Below are 22435 nucleotides of genomic sequence, written 5' to 3'. Positions count from 1 at the left end.
ACCCGCTCGTCCTGCGCCCATGAGCCCTCAGCCGACGCCGGGAGCCCCGTCGATGTTGTGGATCATCCTGCGCAGGACCTTGAGCGCGGCGACGTACTCCTCGTCGGTGATGCCGCTGTGGATCTCCTCCCGCAGATCGGTCACGAGCTGCTTGATACGAGCCTTGGCGGCCCGCCCGGAGTCCGTGAGGTGCAGGTGGGCTCCGGTGTCGATGCTGAGCCAGCCACGGTGAAGCAGCTGGTCGACAACGCGAGAGATGTCGTACGGGCCGTCCGCGACGCTCGCGAGCTGCGCGACCACGTCCTCGCGGGTCGGGCCGTCGCCACTGACGTCCACCCGGTTGATCGTCCACCACTGCGGCTGGGTGACGTCCATGCGCGCCATCGCGTCGCGTAGGTGCTGGGTGACAGCCTTGCCGGCCACGCTGCTCCAGTAGCCGATGGGCTGTGTGGCAAGCGCGTCGTCGGTCGCGTCCGGGTCGGCGGTCGCGGGAATGGTGATCTGAGCCATGTGTCGTCAACCCTTGCGGTAGTCGGTGCGTGGCCAGGACGACGCTAGGACCCCAACCGAGGTTGAGGTCAAGAGAGCTACGAGGAGACGTGATGTCCGTACGCCGAGTGGTGCCCGATGTCCGGTCCGAGTCGGCCCTGTCGATGGAGGAGAGCCGTGACTTCTACGGCCTGCTGGGCTTTGAGGAGGTCATGAACCACGGCTGGGTCATGACGCTCGCCTCACCCGCCAACCCCACCGCCCAGCTCACCTTCGCCACCCACGACCCGTCCGCGCCGGTCGAGGCCGATCTGAGCATCGAGGTGGACGACGTGGACGCGGCGTACGCGGCCATGGTCGCGGCGGGCGCGCGGATCGTGCATCCGTTGCAGGACGAGGAGTGGGGCGTACGCCGCTTCTTCGCCGTCGACCCGAACGGCAAGGTCGTCAACGTCCTCAGCCACCCCAGACCGCAGTCACCCTGACCGCGATCGTCCTGACCTCAGTGGCCCTGACCTCAGTCGTCCCAGGCCACGCCTGCCCGTTTGCTCACCCTTTCGGGTAGCGTCGAGGTATGAGGAGCCGGCTGCTTTCCACTCTGTCCGGGCTGCTGCTCGCGCTGGCAGCCACCACTCTCGCTGTCGCGCCGGGCGCCCAGGCGGCCACGCCGCTGGACACCGCCGCCGATGCGCTGCGTGAAGGCCCGGTGTACGTCGCACCGGGCGCCGCCGCGCAGCTCTCGGCCGCGGACGCGAAGGCCCTGACGAAGAAGATCGAGGACGCGGGCAAGCCGGTGTTCGTCGCCGTGCTGCCGAAGAACGCGGACTTCCCGGCGGACGGGCTGCTGAGTACGTTGCGGGCCAAGACCGGGGTCACCGGCCTGTACGCGGTCCGGCTCGGTGACGGCTTCAACGCGGGCGCCGACCCGAGCGTCATGTCGAGGCAGGCCGTCGCCAACCTCACCGCCTCGGTGAAACCGGCGGGCGGCAGCGAGGACGCCGCCACCCAGCTGAACTCCTTCGTCGATGACGCCCTGGCGCAGAGCAGGGGCAGCGCCCCCGCTTCCTGGGACCCCGGGGCCTCCGACGGCTCGTCCGCCGGTGGTCTTATCACCCTCGGCGCGTTCGTCGCAGCGGGCGGCGCTGGCGCGTTTGTCCTGGTCAGGCGCAAGAAGCAGAAGCGGGCCGAGCTAGAGCGGGCGGCCCTGGCGAAGCTGCGGGTGGTCGTCGACGAGGACATCACGGCGTTCGGCGAAGAGCTGGACCGGCTGGACTTCCACCCGGGCGAACAGGGCGCCGACGACGCGATGCGCAGCGACTACGAGCAGTCCCTGGACGCGTACGAGAAGGCCAAGTCGACCATGGCTGCGGCCACAAAGCCCGACGACGTCCGGGGAGTCACCGAAGCCCTCCAGGACGGCCGCTACTCGCTAGTGGTCCTGGCCGCGCGCCGCACGGGCGACGAGATCCCGGCCCGCCGCCCGCCGTGCTTCTTCGACCCGCGCCACGGCCCGTCCACGGCCGACGCCACCTGGGCCCCGCCCGGCGCCGCCGTCCGTGAGGTCCCGGTCTGCGCGGCGGACGCGGCCCGCCTGGCCGACGGCCAGGACCCGATGACCCGCACGGTCGAAACGGCCGACGGCCGCCGCCCGTACTGGGAGGCAGGCCCGGCGTACGGCCCGTGGGCGGGCGGCTACTACGGCGGCGGCCTGCTGCCCGGCCTGCTGATGGGCACCATGCTCGGCTCGATGCTCTCCACCCCGGCCTACGCCGACACGGGAGCCGACGGCGGTGGATACGACGGCGGTGACTACTCCGGCGGCGACTTCAACTCCGGTGACTTCGGCGGCGGAGGCGGCTTCGGAGGCGGCGGCGACTTCGGCGGAGGCGGCGGCTTCTAGACCGTGGCGCCGACGAAGGCGGCCCAGGCGGCGGGCGGCACGGTGAGGACGGGGCCGTCGGTGAGCTTGGAGTCGCGGATGTGGACGGCGGCGGGGTGGGTGGCGACCTCTACGCAGGCGCCGCCCTCATCGCCGCTGTAGGTGGACTTCTGCCAGTCGGCGGCGATCTCTACGCAGGCGCCGCCCTCGTCACTGCTGTACGTCGACTTCCGCCAGTCGTAGGCGACTTCGAGGCAGGCGCCACCCTCGCTGCCGCTGTAGCTGGACTTGAACCAGTCGAGATCGGCCGGGTGCTGCGGGTGCGCTGCGCGGGTCATGACTCTCCAAGCAGATCGTCCAGCAGGCTCATGCTGTCCTGAACCGAAAGGGCCTGCGATCGCAGCATCCCATATTTCTGCTGGAGCACACTGACCTCGTCAGGATCATCGACGAGGAAGCTGACCCGCTGCCCCTCGATATAGGCCAGTTGATCGTGATCGGGCGTCTCCAGCAGGATCATTGGTCCGTCGAGGGCGGCATGCGTCTCCCGGTTGGTCGGCATGATCTGGAGCCCCAGGAAGGGAAGTTCGGCGCACCGCCGCAGGTACTTGATCTGCTCGCGCAGCACTGCTGGGCCTCCGATTGGACGGTGCAGAATGGCCTCCTCCAGCAGGAAGCTCATCATCGGCGGCCAGGGTGCGCGCTCGAACACCTTCTGTCGATCGAGCCGCGACGTGACGTTCTCGGTCAGCTGTTCCTCGTGGAGTGGAGGATAGAGGCTGGAGAAAACAGCTCGGGCGTACGCCTCAGTCTGGAGCAGCCCAGGCACTACCTGGTTCTCGTACCAGAGCAGAGTGAGCGCCACGGCCTCGTAGTCGATGAAGTCCTGCGCGAAGACGGGGAACCGCTCCCGCATCGGCATCTTCGCCACCGCGACCGCCAACACCCCACCTGTATCAAGAAGTTCGTCGAGCTGTGAGGCGCGGTCGCGCTGGAGCGCCAACCTTCCCTGCTCGATGGAGGCGATGGTGTCGAGGTGCACGCTCGCCCGCTCGGCGAGCTGCTCCTGCGTCAGGCGAACTCTCTTGCGGAAATGCGCAACCAGGGCGCCGATCGCTTGCCACGAGCTGACCTTCTTGGGCTTCTTCCCTGGGTGCATGGCTGGTCCCTTCCCCCGTACGTTGCGCATGCCCTCGTAGTCGGCTCGTATAAAACAGCACTACGAGTTGACTCCGTGGTCCACTCTAGTCACGCGCTGTGACAGTGGTCGCATGAACGGAGAAACTCCACTTCCCTACTTCCGCGAAGCGTTCTACCGGCGCGAGCGGCGATCCGTCCCGGCTGCCAGGGTGTTCGCCGCCCAGGTCCTGGCCGACTGGGGCGTCGCGGACCGCGTGGACGACGTACTGCTCTGCGTGAGCGAACTGACCACCAACGCCCTGCTCCACGGCGTCCCGCCGGGCCGGGGCTTCCGCGTGCACCTCTACCTGGAGCACGACGCGGCCCTGCGCATCGAGGTCCACGACAGCGGCCCGGGCAAGGTGCGGCTTCCGGCACCCTGCCCGGAAGGTGAGGGAGGCCGGGGCCTGCTCCTGGTCGGGGCGTTGGCGGACAAGTGGGGGGTGTGGGAGCGGGATGAGGTTCCCCCGAGATGCGGAGGGCGATGACAGCGGGTCAGATGGTTCTCATGAGAGGAACTCTGACCATGGCCGCTCCGAGGAAATATCCGCTGGAGTTGCGTGAGCGTGCGGTGCGGATGTATCGCACCGCCGAGCCGAAGCCCCAGATCAAGCGCCTGGCCATTGAGCTGGGGGTCCACCCGGAGGCACTGCGCGGCTGGATCCGCCAGGCCGAGGCCGACCGCGGCGAGCGCGACGACCGGCTGACCACCGAGGAGAAGGACGAGCTGGGCCAGCTGCGGCGGGAGGTGAAGGAACTGCGCCGGGCGAACGAGATCCTGCGCACGGCCTCGGCTTTTTTCGCCCAGGAACTCGACACGACCCGGCGCAGGTACTGACGTTCCTCAGCGAACGCAGTGACCTCGGTGTCGAGCCCGTACTCCGGGAACTGCACGTCCCCTCGTCCACCTACTACCGCTGGCGCCGGCAGGAGAAGGAGCCGTGTGAACGCCGCCGCCGTGACGCGGAGTTGACGACCAAGATCGAGGAGATCCATGCCGACTCCGGCGGGATCTACGGCTCGCCCCGCGTGCATGCCGTGCTCAAGCGCGAGGGCGTGGCCATCGGCCGCAAGCGGGTCGAGCGATTGATGCGCGAGGCCGATCTGGCGGGCCTCAGCCCACGCCGCACGGGCAAGGGCTTCACCCGCCGCGACCCGACGGCCACGCTCGCCCCGGACCTGGTGCAGCGGGACTTCACCGCTCCCGTGCCGAACCGGCTGTGGGTCACCGACCTCACCATGATCCCCACGGGTGAGGGACCGCTGTGGCTCTCCGCGATCCGCGACGCCTTCTCCCGCCGGGTGGTGGCCTGGGAGACCTCCGCCCGCGCGGACGCCGACCTGGTCCTGTCCTGCCTCGAGTACGCCCTGGCCAGCCGCGAGCCCGTGCCCGGCACCTTGATCCATCACGCCGACCACGGCTGTCAATACACGTCCATCAAGCTCACAACACGGCTGGTACGTGCGGGTATTGAGGGGTCGATGGGGTCCGTGGGCGACAGCTACGACAACGCCCTCGCGGAGAATCTGTGGATGCTGATCAAGACCGAGTGCGTGCGCGGACGCGTCTTCGTCACCCGGGCCGAGGCCAACCTCGCGCTGTTCGAGTACATCGACGGCTTCTACAACAGCCGACGCATCCAGAAACGCCTCGGCTACCTCAGTCCCATCGAGTTCGAGGAGAAGCACTACGCCAACCAGGCGACGACCGAACAAGCGAACCTGAAACCACGTCAACCCATCCTGACCAGCTGATCAGCACCTCCCGCACACCGGGGGAACCTCAGGACCCGGGGAAGGTCGTCTGGTGCGAGTTCGCGCGGCAGACGTGATGCTTGGGAGGGGGCTACTCGGCTTCTTGCCGTGCTTTGGCGGCTTCTTCGGTGGCTCCGGCCTCGGTGTAGGCGTCGGCTGCGGAGGCCCAGGCGGCGTTGGCCTCGCTGGTTCGCTGCTGATCCTCGAAGAGCAGGGCGATATTCCAACGGGTAACGCCAACGCTGTACCAGTCCCCGACCTCGACGAAGAGGATCTCGCCGTCGCGGTAGACATCCAAGGCTTCCCTGAAGCGCCGCAACTTTCGCAGGGCGATGCCGAGGTTGTTCCACGCCGTGGCCTCGCGATGCCGATCGCCCAGCGCGACGTAAATGTGCCGGGCGCGGGTGTGCGCCTCGACCGCTTCCTCGAACCGTCGCAGTTCTTGCAGGGCGTTGCCGAGGTTGTTCCACGCCATCGCCTCGCTGTGTCGGTCGCCCAGCTGGACGCAGATGTCCCGGGCGTGGGTCTGTGCCTCGGCGGCTTCTTCGAAGCGTCGCAGTTCTTGCAGGGCGCTGCCGAGGCTGTTCCACGCCGTGGCCTCGCCGTGCCGGTCACCCCGCTCGACGCAGATGTCCCGGGCGCGGGTGTGCGCCTCGGCGGCTTCTTCGAAGCGTCGCAGCTCGCGCAGGGCGACGCCGAGGTTGTTCCACGCCGTGGCCTCGTTGTGCCGGTTACCCCGCTCGACGTAGATGTCCCGGGCGCGGGTGTGCGCCTCGGCGGCTTCTTCGAAGCGTCGCAGCTCGCGCAGGGCGACGCCGAGGTTGTTCCACGCCGTGGCCTCGTTGTGGTGGTCAACCCGCTCGACGAAGATGTCCCGGGCGCGGGTGTGCGCCTCGGCGGCCTCCTCGAAGCGTCGCAGCTGTTGCAGGGCGATGCCGAGGTTGTTCCACGTCACGGCCTCGTTGTGCCGATCACCGACGCGTTGAGCGGCGTCGCGCGCGGCCTCCATCACCACCGCGAAATCGTCGAAGTACCGTCGGAAATGCAGATACACCCCCAGGTGCAACCCCACCCGCAGCGCCGTCTCGGCATGCACCGGGTCCTCGACCCACAGCGCGGCACCTAGCAGACCGGCCCGCTCCGCATCCAGCCACACCAACGCCTGCTTCCGGCTACCGAACAACTCCGGCACCTCATCACCCGGCAACGCCCGAAGATGATCGCAAGCAGCATCCGCCCACTCGAAGTAGAAGGCCAACAACCGACCCTGTGCCTCCTCCGCCTCCCGCCGCAGCCCGGTATCCCCCTTCACCACCGTCGGGTCTATCAGGAATCAGGTGTAGCTCGTCTGTTTGGCCTACAGGTTCTTTGGTGGGCTGATCGGCCTACGCTCGGATGGCGGTAAGGCGGCCGTCAAAGAGGACGTCGAACTCGTTGAGGGCGGTCTTCCAGCGGTTGTTCCAGCGCTGGCGGCCGCGGCCGGTGGGGTCCAGGGCGAGGGTGGTCAGGTAGAGGCGCTTGAGGGCGGCGGTCTCGTTGGGGAAGTGCCCGCAGGCTTGGGCCGCGCGCCGGTAGCGGGCGTTCAGGGACTCGATGGCGTTCGTGGTGTAGACGACTTGGCGGATCGCGTCGGGCAGGCCGAGGAAGGGCACGAACTCGCTCCAGGTTCGTTCCCAGGTTCCGGGAATCGAGGGGTACTTCTTGCCCCATTTCTCGGCGAACTCCTCCAGCCGGGCGCGGGCTTGTTCTTCGTTGACGGCGGTGTAGATGGGCTTGAGATCGCGGGCGACGTCGGCCCAGTCGCGGCGCGAGGCATAGCGCAGACTGTTGCGGATGAGGTGGACCACGCAGGTCTGCACCACTGTCTGCGGCCAGACGGTGTTGACCGCGTCGGGCAGGGCGGACAGCCCGTCGCAGACCAGCATCAGCACGTCACGGACGCCTCTGTTCTTGATCTCGGTCAGCACGGTGGCCCAGTACTTGGAGCCCTCGCCGCCGTCGCCGGCCCAGAGTCCGAGGATCTCGCGGTAGCCGTCGGCGGTGACCGCGATCGCCACGTAGATCGGGCGGTTGGCGACGTGCCCGTCCCGGATTTTGACGTGGATGGCGTCGATGAAGACGACCGGGTAGACCGGATCGAGGGGACCCGGATACCACTATCACTGTCGGTGATGGTGGAGACGGTCTCCTTCGTCGTCGTCATGCCGTAGACCTCGGCAAGGTGCGCGACGATCTCCCCGGACGTGAGGCCCTTCGAGGTCAGCGAGAGCACCATCTCGTCCAGCGCGCCGGTCCGCCGCGCGTACTTCGGCAGCAGTCTGGGGCTGAAGGTGCCCAGCCGGTCCCGGGGGACCTGCACCGTGACCGGGCCGACTTCCGTTATGACCTTCTTGGCCCGGTAGCCGTTACGGGTGTTGCCGCCCGAGCGTGACCCACGCCCGCCGCGCTGCCCGGCCTCGGCGGCCAGATGCTGGTCCATCTCAGCCTCCAGCGCGGCCTGCATCAGGTGCTGGGCCAGCTCGGGCAGGATTCCGTCCTCGCCCATCAGCCGCAGCCCGCCCTCGGCGGTCCGCTCCGCCGCGAGCGCGGCCAGCTCCTCCAGCAACTCAGCGGACAGTCCGTTCGCGGACACCGGCATCGACTTCACGTCGGCACCCTGGACGCTCTCACCGCCCTCGGCAAGCGACACGCCGCCACCGGACTCGATCAGGTGACCAGTCGTCGTACTCATCAGGTGACTCCTTCGTGGAGGTCCACACCTGATTCATGGCTCTGTCCCGTAATCGGTGGTAACGAAGAGTGACGGTTGTCGTTGGCATGGTGTGCGCGATGTCAATGAGCTTGTGGCGGTGGTGTTTTCAGGGTTGTCGGCCCTGGTCATCGAGGGGGTGACGGGCGAGGCTGAGTCCATCCGGGTGTCGGCGCGGACCCGGGACGATCCGGTGCCGTGCCCCGCGTGCGGGACGCGAACAGCACGGGTGCACGGGTTTCATGGGCGGGTGCTCGCGGACGTTCCGGTGGACGGACGGCGGATCGTCGTTTCGGTGCGGGTCCGCCGCCTGGTGTGCCCGGTTCTCGGCTGCCCGCGGCAGACGTTCCGCGAGCAGGTTCCCGGCGTCGTGGAGCGCTACCAGCGCCGCACCAACCGCCTGACCAACCAACTGAACTCGGTGGTCAAGGAGTTAGCGGGCCGGGCGGGCGCCCGCCTGTGCCGCGTTCTGGCCTGCGCGATCTCCCGCTCGACCGCCCTGCGCATGCTCATGTGCCAGGTGGTGACGCCGCTGCGTGTCCCGCGCGTGCTCGGCGTCGACGACTTCGCACTCAAACGCCGGCACCGCTACGCCACCGTGATCATCGACGCCGAGACCGGCGAGCGGATCGACGTCCTGCCCGACCGTACCGCCCAGACCCTGACCGCGTGGCTGCGCGCGCATCCCGGGGCCGAGTACGTCTGCCGCGACGGCTCCGCCACCTACGCCGAAGCGATCCGTCAAGCCCTCCCCGAAGCGGTACAGGTCAGCGACAGATGGCACCTCTGGTCCAACCTGTGCGGCAAGGTCCTGGCCGAAGTCCGCTCCCACGCCGCCTGCTGGGCCACCGCTGTGAACCCCACCCGCCCCGGGGGCGTGCGCGAGCAGACCACCCGCGAGCGCTGGCAGCGGGTCCACCATTTGCTCGACCAGGGCGTCGGCCTCCTCGAATGCGCCCGCCGCCTCGATGTCGCCCTGAACACCGTCAAGCGGTACGCCCGCATGAAGGAGCCCACCGGCGACCGCCGCGCACCCCGCTACAAGCCCACACTCGTCGACCCCTACCGCGACCACCTGCGCCGACGCCGAAGCGACGACCCGGCTGTGCCCGTCACTCACCTCCTGCGCGAGATCAAGGAGCGGGGCTACACCGGCAGCGCCAACCTCCTGGTCCGTTACATCACTCAAGGCCGCGCCGAGGGCGACAAGCCAGTCACCACCCCGCAGCGTTTCGCCCGCCTCCTGCTCACCCGCCCCGAGAACCTGCGCGACAAGGACACCGCACTACTGCGGGAACTGACCAAGGCCTGCCCCGAGATGAGCGAACTCGCCCGCCTCACCGGCGAGTTCGCTCAGCTACTGGCACCTGCGGAAGGCAACGACACCAAGCTCACCAACTGGATCGCCACGCTTCGCGCCGCCGGCCTGCCCCACCTGCACTCCTTCGCGAACGGCCTCGAACTCGACCGTGCCGCCGTCGATGCCGGCCTCACCCGCCCGTACCACAACGGCCGCACCGAGGGCGTCAACACGCGAACCAAGCGGATCATGAGACAGATGCACGGCCGAGCCGGGTTCCCCCTGCTCCGCCACCGCATCCTCCTCCAATGATCACCACACAGCGTTACCACCGATTACGGGACAGAGCCTGATTCATGACACTCCCCCACCGTCTGCGCGTAGTCCCGCACCAGATCATGCATACGCCAGTGGCTGCGAGTCGTGCCGCGTTCGACGAGGTGGGTGCGGGCGAGGGCGTCGAGGAGGCGCTGTGGGGTATCCGGTGCGCCCGCAAGTGCACTGAGGGCGTTGAGAGTTACTTCGGTACCGGGGCTGATGGCCAGGAGGCGGAAGAGTCGGGCCTGGTCCTGCGGCAGGCGGCGGTAGGACAGGTCGAAGACGGCGCGTACTGAGCGTTCGCCGTCGTCCAGGTGGTCGATGCGGCGGCTGGAGTCGGCGAGTTCTTCCGCTAGCTCGGCGACGGGCTTTTCGGGGTCGGCGATCAGCAGGGCCGCACAGATTTGCAGCGCCAGAGGCAGGCCGCCGCAGGTGCACGCGAGCTGCTCGGAGGCCGTGCTGTCCTCGGTGATGCGCCGGTCGTACGGGTCCGCCGTGCGCAGGGCGTGGTCGAGCAGGTCCTTGGATGCCCCGGGGGTGAGTTGCCGCAAGCGGATCTGTTGGGCGCCGATTTGTGGGAGTACGTCACGTGACGTGATCAGCGTGCGGTGGGCCGGGTGCCCCGCCAGGAGTGGTCGTACTTGCTGAGGGGAGGACGCGTTGTCCAGCTCGGCCGCTGCGGGGATGCGCTTGGGTGCAGTGCCCAGGGCTCGTAGCAGCGCCTGTAGTGCTTGGGATGCCGTCGTGGCCACCGGGTCGTACCCATGCAGGTCGATGAAGAGCGTGCCGCCGGGGAACCAGCCGCGCTCACGCGCGGCATGGGCGGTGTGCAGCGCGAGCGCGGTCTTCCCGACACCGCCCAGGCCGGCGACGGCAGTCACGGGGGAGTGGGCGGCCGGATCCAGCGCCTTGAGCAGCACGTCGAGTTCGTCGGTGCGGCCGGTAAATCCTGCGGGTGGGGCAGGCACGCCGTGGAGCGCAGTGGGTATCGGTACGTGCGGACTGTAGTAGTGGTGCTCTTCCTTCTTGGCGACCGCGTCGCCCATGACGAGCGCTTGGCCGAAGTCGACGTGAACCCGCCCACCCGCCACGGACCACGCCCCCAGAGACGTGCCGCCGAGCGGAACGCGAAAGCGGGAACCCAGCGCATCCAACACCGTTCGGGATGCGCCCAGAACACATCAGTGGGTCCAGGACTCACTCATGCACACTGGCTAGGAACGGTTGAGGAAGAAGTCCAGCTTGTCGTCGCGGACGAAGTACACGCGGGCGCCGTACATCTGAGGGAGCGTCAGTACGACGGGCGCGGATCCGGCGGCGCCGAGCGGGATGGCACAGTCCACCCGCGCACCCCACCACAAGCGCTTACCATCCACCCCGTCCCACCCATTGAAAGCCCCCCGAACCCCGTGCTACACCAGCGGGCACAGGTCTACACCACACGCCCTCTGGGAGGATTCCCCGTGCCGCACCTGCCCGCAGCCTGGTCCCGCCGCGTTTTCCTCGCCACGACATCCGTCACGACCGTCGGGCTGGGCCTCGGGCTCGCCGCACCCGCCCACCCGGCGTCCGGAGCGCAAGCGGTTGCTGTCGAGGAGGAGTTCGACACCCTGCGGCTGCGCTGGGTCGCTCTCGCGCTCGGCGAAGGCTACGACCCCGCCACCGAGCCGTACGCCGGCCGCCTCAAGGAGACCGGCGAACTCGCCCGCGGCTTCCGTGTGTCCATGGCCCCGGCCGACACCTCGCTGTGGCCGGGCCAGACCTTCGACCCGCCGGCCGGCATCACCCGCAGCTACGGCCGGCTGTGGACCATGACCCAGGCGTACGCCCAGCCGGGCACCGGCCTCACCGGCGACGCGGGTCTCCTCGCCGACATCATCAGGGGTCTCGACCACCTCTCGGCGAAGGTCTACAACCCCTCGACGACCCGCTACGGCAACTGGTGGGAGTGGCAGATCGGCAGCCCCCGCCTCCTCCTCGACATCGTCGCGACCCTCCACGACCAGCTCACTCCCGACCGGCGCACCGCCGCCTGCGCCGCCGTCGACCACTTCATCCCCGACACGATGCTCGGTTCCTACACCGGCACCTCCACCGGCGCCAACCGCGTGGACCTCTGCCGCTCCGTCGCGATGCGCGGGGTCGTCGGACGAAACCCGGCGAAGATCGGGCTCGCCCGCGACGCCCTGTCACCCGTTTTCCCGTACGTCACCAAGGGCGACGGCCTGTACGCCGACGGATCGTTCGTCCAGCACACCTGGGTCGCCTACTCCGGTACGTACGGACAGGTCATGCTCGACGGCCTCGGCCGGCTCTTCACTCTGCTCGCGGGCTCGACCTGGGCCGTCACCGACCCGAAGCGGCAGATCATCCTGGACAGCGTCGAGAACGCGTACGCGCCGCTGATCCACAACGGCCTGATGATGGACAGCGTCAACGGCCGGGCCATCAGCCGCGGTTATCTGGCGGGCGACGACCTCTTGGTCATGCGCAGCGACCACTTCCACGGCCAGGGGCTGATCGCGGCCGTCCCGCTGCTCGCCGGCGGTGCGTCGCCAGCCGAGCGGGCCCGCTGGAACGCCAGGGTCAAGGGCTGGATCGAGCGGGACACCACCGCGCCGATCCTGGCCGCCCGCCAGCTCGGCGTCGCGGACCTCTCGCGGCTGCAGACGATCGCCGAAGGGCCGGAGCCGGCCGCTCCCGAGCCGGTGAACCACAAGCTGTTCGCTTCGATGGACCGGGCAGTGCACCGCCGCCCCGGCTGGGCCGCCAATATCTCCATGGCCTCGGAGCGGATCGCGTACTACGAGTGCGGCAACGGCGAGAATCCGCGCGGCTGGCACACCGGCGCCGGAATGCTCTATTGGTGGAACGCGGATCGCGGCGGCGACCAGTACACCGACTGGTTCTGGCCCACCGTCGACCCCTACCGGCTGCCCGGCACCACCGTCTCCACCAAGCGGCTGGCCGACCGGGCGGGCGGCGAGTGGGGGGCTCCCAAGCCCGCGGTGAAGTGGGTCGGCGGGGCGAGCGACGGCGAGTTCGCCGCGGTCGGCCAGCACCTCAAGGGGCTCGGGTCCACCCTCGAAGCCCGTAAGTCGTGGTTCTGCGTCGCCGATACGGTCGTCTGCCTCGGCGCGGGCATCACCAGCACCGACGGCGTACCCACCGAGACGATCGTCGACAACCGGATGCTCGGCGAGAGCGGCACAAACGCCAGCGGCACAAACGCCAGCGGCACAAACGCCAGCGGCACAAACGCCAGCGGCACGAACGCCGGCGGTACAAACGCCTTCACCGTCGAGGACCGCTCCCGTCCCCGCTGGGCCCACCTGGACGGTCACGGCGGCTGGGTCTTCCCCGGTGGCGCTGCCCTGAAGACGCTGGGCGAGGACCGCACCGGGTCGTGGAACGACATCAACACCACCAGCACCACTGAGAAGCGGACCCGCCGCTACCGGACCCTGTGGCTCGACCACGGCACCGACCCCACCGACGCGTCGTACGCCTACCTCCTGATGCCCGGCGCCTCGCGCCGCACCCTCGCCGCCCGCGCCCAGGACCAGGGCTGGCTCCGGATCCTCGCCAACAGCGCCGCCCGGCAGGCCGTCACCGTCCGCTCGCTGGGTCTGACCGCGGCCAACTTCTGGCAGGCCGGTACGGTGGGGCCGCTCACCACGACGGCGCCGGCCAGTGTGCTCGTACGCGAGGGGCGCACCCAGGGACGCAGGACGGCGACGCTGTGCGTCAGCGAGCCGACCCGCACCGGGCAGCCCGTGGAGATCACCTGGCGGCAACCGGTCCGGGGGGTCGTGACCAAGGATCCGTCGGTGGAGATCCTCGCCACCGGAGGCACCCTGCGGCTGCGCGTGACGCCGGGGACGGCAGGGGCGAGCCATCGTTGTGAGGTGACTCTCAGCTGACGCGGCCCGACGGTGTTGTTGGACCCCGACAAAGGGCGACTGGTCTGAGCTGGCAGTAAGGGCGTCCGCGAAGAAGGTTCTGTTTAGGCCTACCAGGAAAACGGCCCGGAGACTGTACAGAGTCGACGGGCTGTTTTTCTTGGTCTCTTTCGTAGGGTCAGTACATGACCGTTTTGGACGAGACGCAGGGTGAGCCCGCAGATACCCGTGGCCGGGTGGCCGAGCTGCACGCCCTGCGTGAGCAGGCCCGGCGCGGACCCAGTGAACGTGCGACCGAGGCACAGCACGCCAAGGGCAAGCTGACCGCCCGCGAGCGCATCGAGCTGCTGCTCGACCCGGGATCGTTCAAGGAGGTCGAGCAGCTGCGCCGGCACCGGGCGACCGGGTTCGGCCTGGAGGCCAAGAGGCCGTACACCGACGGTGTCATCACCGGCTGGGGCACGGTCGAGGGCCGCACCGTCTTCACATACGCGCACGACTTCCGGATCTTCGGCGGCGCGCTGGGCGAGGCCCACGCCACGAAGATCCACAAGATCATGGACATGGCCATCTCGGCCGGTGCCCCGCTGGTCTCCCTGAACGACGGCGCCGGCGCCCGTATCCAGGAGGGCGTCTCGGCGCTCGCCGGCTACGGCGGCATCTTCCAGCGCAACGTCCGCGCCTCCGGCGTCATCCCGCAGATCAGCGTGATGCTCGGCCCGTGCGCGGGCGGCGCGGCCTACAGCCCGGCCCTCACCGACTTCGTCTTCATGGTCCGCGAGACCTCGCAGATGTTCATCACGGGCCCGGACGTGGTCCGCGCGGTGACCGGCGAGGAGATCACCCAGAACGGGCTCGGCGGCGCGGATGTGCACGCCGGGACCTCGGGCGTCGCGCACTTCGCGTACGACGACGAGGAGACCTGCCTCGCCGAGGTCCGCTACCTGATCTCGATGCTCCCGTCGAACAACCGGGAGAACCCGCCGACGACTCCGGCCGAGGACCCGGCAGACCGCCGCGGCGACGCACTGCTCGACCTGGTGCCGGCCGACGGCAACCGTCCGTACGACATGCACAAGGTGATCGAGGAGCTCGTCGACGACGGCGACTACCTGGAGATCCACGAGCGCTGGGCGACCAACATCATCTGCGCGCTGGCCCGCCTGGACGGAGGGGTGGTCGGCATCGTCGCCAACCAGCCGCAGTCCCTCGCCGGTGTGCTCGACATCGAGGCCTCCGAGAAGGCCGCCCGCTTCGTGCAGATGTGCGACGCGTTCAACATCCCGATCATCACGCTCCTGGACGTTCCCGGCTTCCTGCCCGGCGTCGACCAGGAGCACGGCGGAATCATCCGGCACGGCGCGAAGTTGCTCTATGCGTACTGCAACGCCACCGTGCCCCGGATCTCGCTGATCCTGCGCAAGGCCTACGGCGGCGCGTACATCGTCATGGACTCGCAGTCCATCGGCGCCGACCTCACCTACGCCTGGCCCACCAACGAGATCGCGGTGATGGGCGCCGAGGGCGCCGCCAACGTCATCTTCCGCAAGCAGATCGCCGAGGCCGACGACCCCGAGGCCATGCGTGCCCGCATGGTCAAGGAGTACAAGGCCGAGCTGATGCACCCGTACTACGCCGCCGAACGCGGTCTGGTCGACGACGTGATCGACCCGGCGGAGACCCGCGAGGTACTCATCGGCTCCCTCGCGATGCTCCGCAACAAGCACGCAGACCTGCCGTCGCGCAAGCACGGCAACCCCCCGCAGTAATCCTGCCCCGCAGTAGTCCTGCCCCTGCAGCAACCCTGCCCCCGCAGTAATCCTGCGAAGAACGGAGATCACCGAGTCATGAGTACTCCTGTCCAGTCCTCCCTGCTGCGCGTCGAGAAGGGCCAGGCCGCTCCCGAGGAGCTGGCCGCCATCACCGCGATCCTGCTGGCCCGCGCCGCGTCCCACCCCGAGACCGAGCCCGCCCACGGCGGCCGTTCCACCGCCGGCTGGCGTCGCCTGGAGCGCACCCCCGGCTTCCGCGCCCCGCACAGCTGGCAGGGCTGATCGCCCGGAGCTCATGGGAAAGGTCCCCGTACTCCTAGGAGTACGGGGACCTTTCCCATGCGTATACGTACGGCGCGTCCTACCGCAGGCGTGCCATCAGCGCGTGCTCGACCAGCGTGATCAGCGCGCTCTTGGCGTCCGCGCGGTGGCGGGCATCGGTGGTGAGGATCGGGGTGTCGGGGCCGATCTGCAGTGCTTCGCGCACCTCGTCCGGGTTGTAGGGCTGGTGTCCCTCGAAGCCGTTGAGGGCGATGACGAACGGCAGTCCGCTGTTCTCGAAGTAGTCGACGGCCGGGAAACAGTCGGCGAGGCGCCTCGTGTCGACCAGCACGATGGCGCCGATGGCGCCGCGCACGAGGTCGTCCCACATGAACCAGAAGCGGTCCTGACCGGGCGTACCGAAGAGGTACAGGATCAGGTCCTGGTCCAGCGTGATGCGGCCGAAGTCCATCGCCACCGTGGTGGTGGTCTTGTCCCCGGTGTGGGTGAGGTCGTCGATGCCCGCCGAAGCGGACGTCATGACGGCCTCGGTGCGCAGCGGGTTGATCTCCGAGACGGCTCCGACGAACGTGGTCTTGCCCACGCCGAAGCCGCCCGCCACCACGATCTTCGCGGAGGTAGTGGAGCGGGCTGCTCCGCTGCTAGAGCTTCCGAAGTCCACTGAGCACCCTTTCAAGGAGTGTCACGTCTGGCGTGCCGCCGGCGGATTCGTCGCCGCCGGGCTGATGGATGGCGACAAGTCCGGCCTCCGCCAGGTCGGCGACGAGGATCCGGGCAACGCCGAGGGGGATGGAGAGGAGTGCCGAGATCTCAGCGACCGACTTGATCTCACGGCACAGGTGGCAGATCCGCTGGTGCTCGGGCAACTGCCCTTGCAGCCGTGCGGGCTCCGCCGTGGTGTGCACCAGTGCCTCGATGGCGAGCTGGTAGCGCGGCCGGGTGCGGCCGCCGGTCATGGCATAGGGACGGACCAACGGGTTGTGGTCGGCCATCGGGGGTGCGGGCTCGGGGGCCCGGCGCTGCTGCACCGGCTGGATGCGGGGCGGCGGCTGCTGAGAGCGGTCGTACGGCTGCTGGGGGTACTGCTGGGAGCGCTCGTACGACTGCTGGGGCTGCTGCTGGGAGCGCTCGTACGACTGCTGGGGCTGCTGCTGCTGTCGGCTCGGCGCGGAGGGGAAGTTGAACCTGTTCTGCGAGGGGTCACCCTGATTCTGGCCCTGGCCATAAGGCCAGTTGGCCGAAGAACCGTCCGGGGGTGTAGCCACGTTTCCTCCTCCGACTGCCGGACGCCGATTACTGGGGCGCCGCATCCCCGAACCCTAAAGCCCGAGGATGCCAAAGCGCACTGTATGTCTACTAGTTGAGAAGAGTTCCTTGCAGTTCGGCGCGGAGGTCCGGGGTGAGGACACTGCCCGCCCGGTCGACCAGGAGAGCCATCTCGTAACCGACCAGGCCGATGTCGGCCTCGGGATGGGCGAGCACCGCCAGCGAGGAGCCGTCGGAGACCGACATGAGGAAGAGGAAGCCGCGCTCCATCTCCACGACGGTCTGATTGACCGCCCCACCCTCGAAGATCCGCGAGGCCCCCGCGGTCAGCGACGTCAGGCCGGAGGCCACGGCCGCCAGCTGGTCGGCGCGGTCGCGCGGGAATCCTTCGGACATCGCCAGCAGGAGTCCGTCGGCGGAGACCACCACCGTGTGGGACACCCCAGGGGTGTTGTCCACGAAGTTGGTGATCAACCAGTTCAGATTTTGCGCCGCCTGGCTCATCGGACTCACACTAACGCTCCTGGTTGTAGGTATTGCCGTGGCCACCGTGCTGATCGTAAGTGGCCGATCCGTTCGTGTCCGTACCCGCGTTGCGTCCCTGCTGGACACCGCGCCGCAGGTTGCTCAACCTGCCGCGCACGTCCTCGGGGGCGCGGGAGACCTGGGGGCCGCCCTGCGAAGTCTGCTCCGCCGTGCCCTCGACCAGATTGGCCTTGGGTACACGCCGGGGAAGACCGGACGTCGTCACTCCGCCCGCCTTGGGCTCGCGAAGCTTCTCCGCCCGCTGCCAGCGCTCGTCGTTCGACGAGCGCCAGTCCTCGCTCTTGCCGTTGTTGGTGTGGCTGCCGTTGTCGCTGCTGCCACTGCCCAGCTGTGCGGGCTGCTGGACAGCTGCGATCTGCTGCTGCTGGGGCGGCTGCGCGGCGGCGGGGGGCTCTTCGGCGCTCTGCCCGGTGGACTGGCCCGTGGGCTGCCAGTGCTGCTGGCCACCGCGTCGCGGCAGGCCCGCCTGCGTCAGCTTGGGGCCTGCGGCCGGGGTGGGACCGGGACGTTCGAAGCCTACGCGCTCCGGGGCGTTACCGGGAGCGCTGGGAGCAGATTCCGATTGGCCACCGAACTTCGGTTCGTACGGAGCCTGGTATGCGCCCTGATCCGTCCAGTTCTCCTGGTGGGAGGGGGAGCCGTAGGACTCCTCGTACGTCGGCTGCGGCGTCTCGGGGGCCTGGTACTCGGCTTCCGGATAGGCCTGGTACGGCGCGTAGCCGTCGAATCCGCCCTGGTCATGGGCGGGCTGCTGCGGCTGCTCGTACTGCTGATCGAGCCCGCCCTCGTAACCCTGCTGGGTCTCGTTGCGGAACAGCGGGCGCTCGCCCGAGGTCTGCGCCTCCAGCTGCGCGCGCCGCTCGTCGCGGACCAGCGAGCGGTTCACCGGGTCCAGCTTGCGCGGGTCGTCCGGGGTGTCGGTCGCGTAGCGCGAGTCGTCGAAGCCCAGCTCGGCCGCGGTGAGCAGCGGCGCGGGCTCGAACTGCTGCTGCTCGGGAATGATCTGGGAGACCGTGAAGTCGCTCTGCGGCGCCTCGCCACCGCCACCGTGGGTGATGGCGTCGGGAAGCATGACCAGCGAGGTGGTGCCGGCCTGCTCGCCCGAGGGGCGCAGCTGGACCCGGACACCGTGTCGGTCGGCCAGCCGGCCGACCACGAACAGGCCCATGCGCTGCGAGACGGCGGCGTCCACGGTCGGCGGGTTCGCCAGCTTGTGGTTGATGTCGGCGAAGTCCTCGGCGGTGAGGCCGATCCCCTTGTCGTGGATCTCGACCATCACCCGGCCGTCGGGCAGCCGCGTCGCGGTGACGCGGACCTTGGTCTGCGGCGACGAGAACGTGGTGGCGTTCTCCAGGAGCTCGGCCAGCAGGTGCACGAGGTCGGTCACGGCTTGGCCGTGGATCTCCGACTCCGGTACGCCGCTGAGCTCGATGCGCTCGTACGACTCCACCTCGGAGGATGCCGCACGCAGCACGTCGACGAGCGGGACCGGCTGGTTCCAGCGGCGGCCGGGCTCCTCGCCGGCGAGGACCAGCAGGTTCTCGCCGTTGCGGCGCATACGGGTCGCCAGGTGGTCCAGCTTGAAGAGGTTCTCCAGCTGGTCCGGGTCGGCCTCGTTGTTCTCCAGGCTCGTGATCAGGGTCAGCTGGCCCTCGATGAGGGCCTGGTTGCGCCGCGACAGGTTGGTGAAGATCGCGTTGACGTTGCCCCGCAGCATGGCCTGCTCGGCGGCGAGCCGGACGGCCTCGCGGTGCACCTGGTCGAAGGCGCGGGCGACCTCGCCGATCTCGTCGCGGGACGTGATCGGGATCGGCTGTACGCGGGTGTCGACGCGGCCGGGCTCGGTGCGCGAGAGCTGGTCGACCAGCATCGGCAGCCGCTGCTCGGCGATGCCGAAGGCGGCGGTGCGCAGCTGGCGCATGGAGCGGCTCATCTGGCGTGCCATGAGACCGGCCAGGATGAACGCGGCGAGCAGCGCGATGACGACGATCAGACCGTTGACGATGGCGTCGGTCTTGGCATCGGACGAGATGTCGGCGGCCTCGGTCACCGCCCTGGCGACGAGGTCGTTCTCGACCTCGGTGTACCCGTCGAACTTGGCGGTCGCCCCGGCCATCCACGCCTCGGGCGTGACGCCCTTGGCCTTCAGCGCCGAGGGGCTCTGGCCCTGGCCGATCTGCTCGGCCATGCCGTCGAAGACGGAGCCGTTCTTGCTGGGCGGCGACACGAACCGGACGCCTGCCTGGTCGGCCTGCTGCTTGGCGGCGGCGATCTTCTTCGCGCCGTCCTCCGCCTTGCCCGTCATGATCCCGACCAGCTTGGCGGTGTCCGCCTCGGTGCCACCCGAGCGGTACTCGCCGAGGGCGATCTGTTCCATGTAGTTGTACGAGTTGAACGCGATCCGCTGCTGCGCGAGCTTGTCCGGGTCGCCGCTCGGGCGCACCAGCAGGTGGGTGCCGATGGAGCGCTGGAGCGACTCGGCGGCCTTCGCGAGCTGGATGGCGTAAACCGTACGGCCGTAGCTGGTGATGTTGCCGGTGCCCAGACCGAGCTCGTTGGCGAACTCCATCAGGGTGTGCTGGACGGCGACGTAACCCTCTTCGGTCTTCACCGGGTCGAGGGCCTCGCTGTACGCGGCCTTGCGCAGGCCGGGAAGCTTGGGCTCTTCCTTCTGGAAGAGGCTGAGGCGGCGCTCCAGGCCCTGCTTCGGGGGCAGGTCCCGGGTGACTTCCTTGAAGTTCTCTGCCGCTTCGTCGGTCAGCTGGTACGCGCCGGTGACCTCGGAGCTGGTGCGCTTGCCGTTGAGCAGCGGTGTGGCGGTCAGGTCACGCTCGTTGAGCAGCGCCTGGCCGTAATCGGATGCGGCACGCACGACGAGCGCGGTCTTCTCGGCGTCCTGGGCCTCGCCCCAGGTGTCGATCGAGCCCTTGACCTGGAATCCGCCCATGATCAGGCCGACCAGCACGGGTACGAGGAGGATCGCGTTCAGCTTGGTGGGTACGCGCCAGTTGCGCGGCGCGAACCGGCTGGAGCTGCCGCTGCTCGCGGGCGGAGCTGCAGCCGGCGGGGGCGCAGGCGACGCCGCTGTGCGCTGCGGCGGGGTGAAGTTCCCGCGCGCCTGCTGCTCCGCGGAGCTCTGCTTGCTACGCCTCACTCGACCAACAACCTCTCGGCGTCGGCACCAACGTTGTGCCGTTTATCGTTCAGGGCTTACTTACTCGGGAGTTCGACGAATTCCAGCACGTGGATGCGCTGCGTTCCAAACAGCAGGAATCAGCCGTTCCGAGTGGTGTAAGCCTCAGATAAAACGGTCATAAAGAGCGAGCGCCGCCAAATAGTGGGGCTGATGTGAACACAGGGGTACCGCGCGACCGCACAGGGTGGCCGCGGCGGGCTAATTCTCTGTCGAAACGTTATGAACACGGGGGCGGAGAGTGTCGAAGGACACAGCCCGCCCCCCGTTCGACTACGACAACTGCCGTATGGCGCTTTCTACTTCAGACGTGCCATCAATGCGTGCTCGACCAGCGTGATCAGCGCGCTCTTGGCGTCCGCGCGGTGGCGGGCGTCGGTGATGACGATCGGGGTGTCGGGGCCGATCTGCAGGGCCTCGCGCACCTCGTCCGGCTTGTAGGGCTGGTGTCCGTCGAAGCCGTTGAGGGCGATGACGAACGGCAGTCCGCTGTTCTCGAAGTAGTCGACGGCCGGAAAACAGTCGGCGAGACGGCGGGTGTCCACCATCACCACGGCGCCGATGGCGCCGCGCACGAGGTCGTCCCACATGAACCAGAAGCGGTCCTGACCCGGTGTGCCGAAGAGGTACAGGATCAGATCTTGGTCCAGCGTGATGCGGCCGAAGTCCATGGCGACGGTGGTCGTCGTCTTGCCTCCGGTGTGGGTGAGGTCGTCGATGCCCGCCGAAGCGGACGTCATGACGGCCTCGGTGCGCAGCGGGTTGATCTCCGAGACCGCCCCGACGAACGTGGTCTTGCCCACGCCGAAGCCACCCGCCACCACGATCTTCGCGGAGGTGGTGGAACGGGCCTCCCCGCTGCTAGAGCTTCCGAAGTCCACTGAGCACCCTTTCGAGCAGTGTCACGTCCGGCGTGCCGCCGGCCTCTCCATTGCCCGGCTGGTGGATGGCCACCATGCCGGCCTCCGCCAGGTCGGCTACGAGGATTCGCGCGACACCGAGCGGCATCGAAAGCAGCGCCGACACCTCGGCCACCGACTTGACCTCACGGCACAGGTGGCAGATGCGCTGGTGCTCGGGCAGAAGTGTGGAGAGGTGCGCCGGGTCGGCCGTGGTGCTGACCAGGGCCTCGATGGCGAGCTGGTAGCGCGGCCGGGTCCGGCCGCCGGTCATCGCATACGGACGTACCAGCGGCTGGTCGCCTTCACCGCCGTACGACGCATCGAGATGTACGCCGTACGGATCGTGTGAGGCGGGTGGCGGGGTCATGGATCCTCCGGGCATGACAGCAAGTTGGGGTTCGTGCCATCTGACGGGGCCGGTGAGGGGAAGCTGCGCGGCCTGACGGTGATGTGTCTGGGCAAAGGGCAATACCTGAGGTGCGCGGCCTAGTGAAGAAGGCTGCCCTGAAGTTCGGCGCGGAGGTCCGGGGTGAGGACGCTCCCGGCCCGGTCGACAAGGAGTGCCATCTCGTAGCCCACCAGACCGATGTCACAGTCCGGGTGGGCGAGTACGGCCAGCGAGGAGCCGTCGGAGACGGACATGAGGAAGAGGAAACCGCGCTCCATCTCGACGACGGTCTGGGTCACAGCGCCGCCCTCGAAGATCCGGGAGGCCCCCGCGGTCAGCGAGGTCAGGCCGGAGGCCACGGCCGCCAGCTGGTCGGCACGGTCACGCGGAAAACCTTCGGACATCGCCAGAAGGAGTCCATCGGCGGAGACCACCACCGTGTGGGACACCCCGGGGGTGTTGTCCACGAAGTTGGTGATCAACCAGTTCAGATTTTGCGCCGCCTGGCTCATCGG

The 22435-nt window shown here is 68.7% G+C and carries 21 protein-coding genes and 2 pseudogenes; 9 read left to right on the top strand and 14 right to left on the bottom strand.

Annotation, left to right across the window (positions count from 1 at the left end; genetic code table 11):
- Positions 1-27: 27 nt before the first annotated feature.
- A complete protein-coding gene (locus ABCR94_RS08760; protein WP_347118612.1) occupies positions 28-510 on the bottom strand; it encodes a MarR family winged helix-turn-helix transcriptional regulator in 483 nt (160 codons plus the stop codon).
- Positions 511-602: 92 nt separating this feature from the next.
- Between ABCR94_RS08760 and ABCR94_RS08755 the strand changes: the two genes are divergently transcribed.
- On the top strand, positions 603-974 hold the full coding sequence (locus ABCR94_RS08755) for a VOC family protein (protein WP_347118611.1): 372 nt from the start codon (positions 603-605) through the stop codon (positions 972-974).
- 89 nt (positions 975-1063) lie between these two features.
- Positions 1064-2389, top strand: coding sequence for a hypothetical protein (locus tag ABCR94_RS08750; RefSeq protein ID WP_347118610.1), 1326 nt, complete (start codon positions 1064-1066; stop codon positions 2387-2389).
- Here ABCR94_RS08750 and ABCR94_RS08745 read toward each other — a convergent pair.
- Both ABCR94_RS08745 and ABCR94_RS08740 read right to left on the bottom strand, forming a co-directional pair.
- Entirely contained in the window at positions 2386-2706 is a 321-nt protein-coding gene (locus tag ABCR94_RS08745; protein WP_347118609.1) for a DUF397 domain-containing protein, read from the bottom strand. The genes ABCR94_RS08750 and ABCR94_RS08745 overlap by 4 nt on opposite strands.
- Positions 2703-3527, bottom strand: a complete 825-nt coding sequence (locus ABCR94_RS08740) for a helix-turn-helix domain-containing protein (protein ID WP_347118608.1) — start codon at positions 3525-3527, stop codon at positions 2703-2705. The genes ABCR94_RS08745 and ABCR94_RS08740 overlap by 4 nt, the downstream gene beginning before the upstream one ends.
- Before the next feature lie 112 nt (positions 3528-3639).
- Here ABCR94_RS08740 and ABCR94_RS08735 point away from each other — a divergent pair, with 112 nt between their 5' ends.
- From ABCR94_RS08735 to ABCR94_RS08725, 3 genes are read left to right on the top strand one after another with little or no spacing between them, the layout of a single operon-like run.
- The gene (locus ABCR94_RS08735; RefSeq protein ID WP_347118607.1) at positions 3640-4035 is read left to right on the top strand and encodes an ATP-binding protein; all 396 of its coding nucleotides are present in this window, start codon (positions 3640-3642) and stop codon (positions 4033-4035) included.
- A gap of 20 nt (positions 4036-4055) precedes the next feature.
- Positions 4056-4385 carry a transposase gene (locus ABCR94_RS08730; RefSeq protein ID WP_347116874.1) on the top strand — a complete coding sequence of 110 codons (330 nt, stop codon included), beginning with the start codon at positions 4056-4058 and terminating at the stop codon, positions 4383-4385.
- Complete coding sequence (locus tag ABCR94_RS08725; protein ID WP_347119122.1) at positions 4382-5302, top strand: IS3 family transposase; 921 nt, start codon at positions 4382-4384, stop codon at positions 5300-5302. Before ABCR94_RS08730 ends, ABCR94_RS08725 begins: the two co-directional genes overlap by 4 nt.
- A gap of 91 nt (positions 5303-5393) precedes the next feature.
- Here ABCR94_RS08725 and ABCR94_RS08720 read toward each other — a convergent pair whose 3' ends face one another.
- Positions 5394-6485, bottom strand: a complete 1092-nt coding sequence (locus tag ABCR94_RS08720) for a tetratricopeptide repeat protein (protein WP_347118606.1) — start codon at positions 6483-6485, stop codon at positions 5394-5396.
- A gap of 202 nt (positions 6486-6687) precedes the next feature.
- Positions 6688-7940: pseudogene (locus tag ABCR94_RS08715) on the bottom strand (IS256 family transposase).
- A 184-nt stretch (positions 7941-8124) separates the two neighbouring features.
- Between ABCR94_RS08715 and ABCR94_RS08710 the strand changes: the two are divergent.
- Positions 8125-9663, top strand: a complete 1539-nt coding sequence (locus ABCR94_RS08710; protein ID WP_521976531.1) for an ISL3 family transposase — start codon at positions 8125-8127, stop codon at positions 9661-9663.
- 23 nt (positions 9664-9686) lie between these two features.
- On the opposite strand, the gene ABCR94_RS08705 is transcribed toward ABCR94_RS08710, so the two are convergent.
- Together ABCR94_RS08705 and ABCR94_RS08700 are read right to left on the bottom strand one after the other, a co-directional pair.
- Positions 9687-10760, bottom strand: a complete 1074-nt coding sequence (locus ABCR94_RS08705; protein WP_347118605.1) for an AAA family ATPase — start codon at positions 10758-10760, stop codon at positions 9687-9689.
- A 132-nt stretch (positions 10761-10892) separates the two neighbouring features.
- A pseudogene (locus ABCR94_RS08700) lies at positions 10893-11012 on the bottom strand (beta-1,3-glucanase family protein); the annotation flags it as partial.
- Between the two features lie 189 nt (positions 11013-11201).
- Between ABCR94_RS08700 and ABCR94_RS08695 the strand changes: the two are divergent.
- The 3 genes from ABCR94_RS08695 (at position 11202) to ABCR94_RS08685 (ending at position 15625) form a co-directional block, all read left to right on the top strand.
- Positions 11202-13592, top strand: a complete 2391-nt coding sequence (locus ABCR94_RS08695) for a polysaccharide lyase 8 family protein (RefSeq protein WP_521976729.1) — start codon at positions 11202-11204, stop codon at positions 13590-13592.
- A 164-nt stretch (positions 13593-13756) separates the two neighbouring features.
- Positions 13757-15340: an acyl-CoA carboxylase subunit beta gene (locus ABCR94_RS08690; RefSeq protein WP_347118602.1), complete on the top strand. Its 1584-nt coding sequence runs from the start codon at positions 13757-13759 to the stop codon at positions 15338-15340.
- Between the two features lie 78 nt (positions 15341-15418).
- The gene (locus tag ABCR94_RS08685) at positions 15419-15625 is read left to right on the top strand and encodes an acyl-CoA carboxylase subunit epsilon (RefSeq protein WP_347118601.1); all 207 of its coding nucleotides are present in this window, start codon (positions 15419-15421) and stop codon (positions 15623-15625) included.
- A gap of 79 nt (positions 15626-15704) precedes the next feature.
- On the opposite strand, the gene ABCR94_RS08680 is transcribed toward ABCR94_RS08685, so the two are convergent.
- From ABCR94_RS08680 to ABCR94_RS08650, 7 genes are all read right to left on the bottom strand, one after another.
- Entirely contained in the window at positions 15705-16286 is a 582-nt protein-coding gene (locus ABCR94_RS08680) for a GTP-binding protein (protein ID WP_347118600.1), read from the bottom strand.
- Entirely contained in the window at positions 16267-16890 is a 624-nt protein-coding gene (locus ABCR94_RS08675; RefSeq protein WP_347118599.1) for a DUF742 domain-containing protein, read from the bottom strand. The genes ABCR94_RS08680 and ABCR94_RS08675 overlap by 20 nt, the downstream gene beginning before the upstream one ends.
- A 91-nt stretch (positions 16891-16981) precedes the next feature.
- Entirely contained in the window at positions 16982-17395 is a 414-nt protein-coding gene (locus tag ABCR94_RS08670; protein WP_347118598.1) for a roadblock/LC7 domain-containing protein, read from the bottom strand.
- Positions 17396-17405: 10 nt separating this feature from the next.
- The gene (locus ABCR94_RS08665; RefSeq protein ID WP_347118597.1) at positions 17406-20591 is read right to left on the bottom strand and encodes a sensor histidine kinase; all 3186 of its coding nucleotides are present in this window, start codon (positions 20589-20591) and stop codon (positions 17406-17408) included.
- Positions 20592-20929: 338 nt separating this feature from the next.
- Positions 20930-21511 carry a GTP-binding protein gene (locus ABCR94_RS08660; protein WP_283515748.1) on the bottom strand — a complete coding sequence of 194 codons (582 nt, stop codon included), beginning with the start codon at positions 21509-21511 and terminating at the stop codon, positions 20930-20932.
- On the bottom strand, positions 21492-21899 hold the full coding sequence (locus ABCR94_RS08655) for a DUF742 domain-containing protein (RefSeq protein WP_347118596.1): 408 nt from the start codon (positions 21897-21899) through the stop codon (positions 21492-21494). The genes ABCR94_RS08660 and ABCR94_RS08655 overlap by 20 nt, the downstream gene beginning before the upstream one ends.
- A gap of 119 nt (positions 21900-22018) precedes the next feature.
- On the bottom strand, positions 22019-22432 hold the full coding sequence (locus tag ABCR94_RS08650; protein WP_037649408.1) for a roadblock/LC7 domain-containing protein: 414 nt from the start codon (positions 22430-22432) through the stop codon (positions 22019-22021).
- Between the last annotated feature and the right edge of the window lie 3 nt (positions 22433-22435).

The organism is Streptomyces changchenzhani (genome assembly GCF_039766235.1).
In the GTDB taxonomy this organism is placed as follows: Bacteria; Actinomycetota; Actinomycetes; order Streptomycetales; family Streptomycetaceae; genus Streptomyces.
Note: the sequence above shows the minus strand (reverse complement) of the source record. Positions and strands in the feature narration are given on the sequence as shown.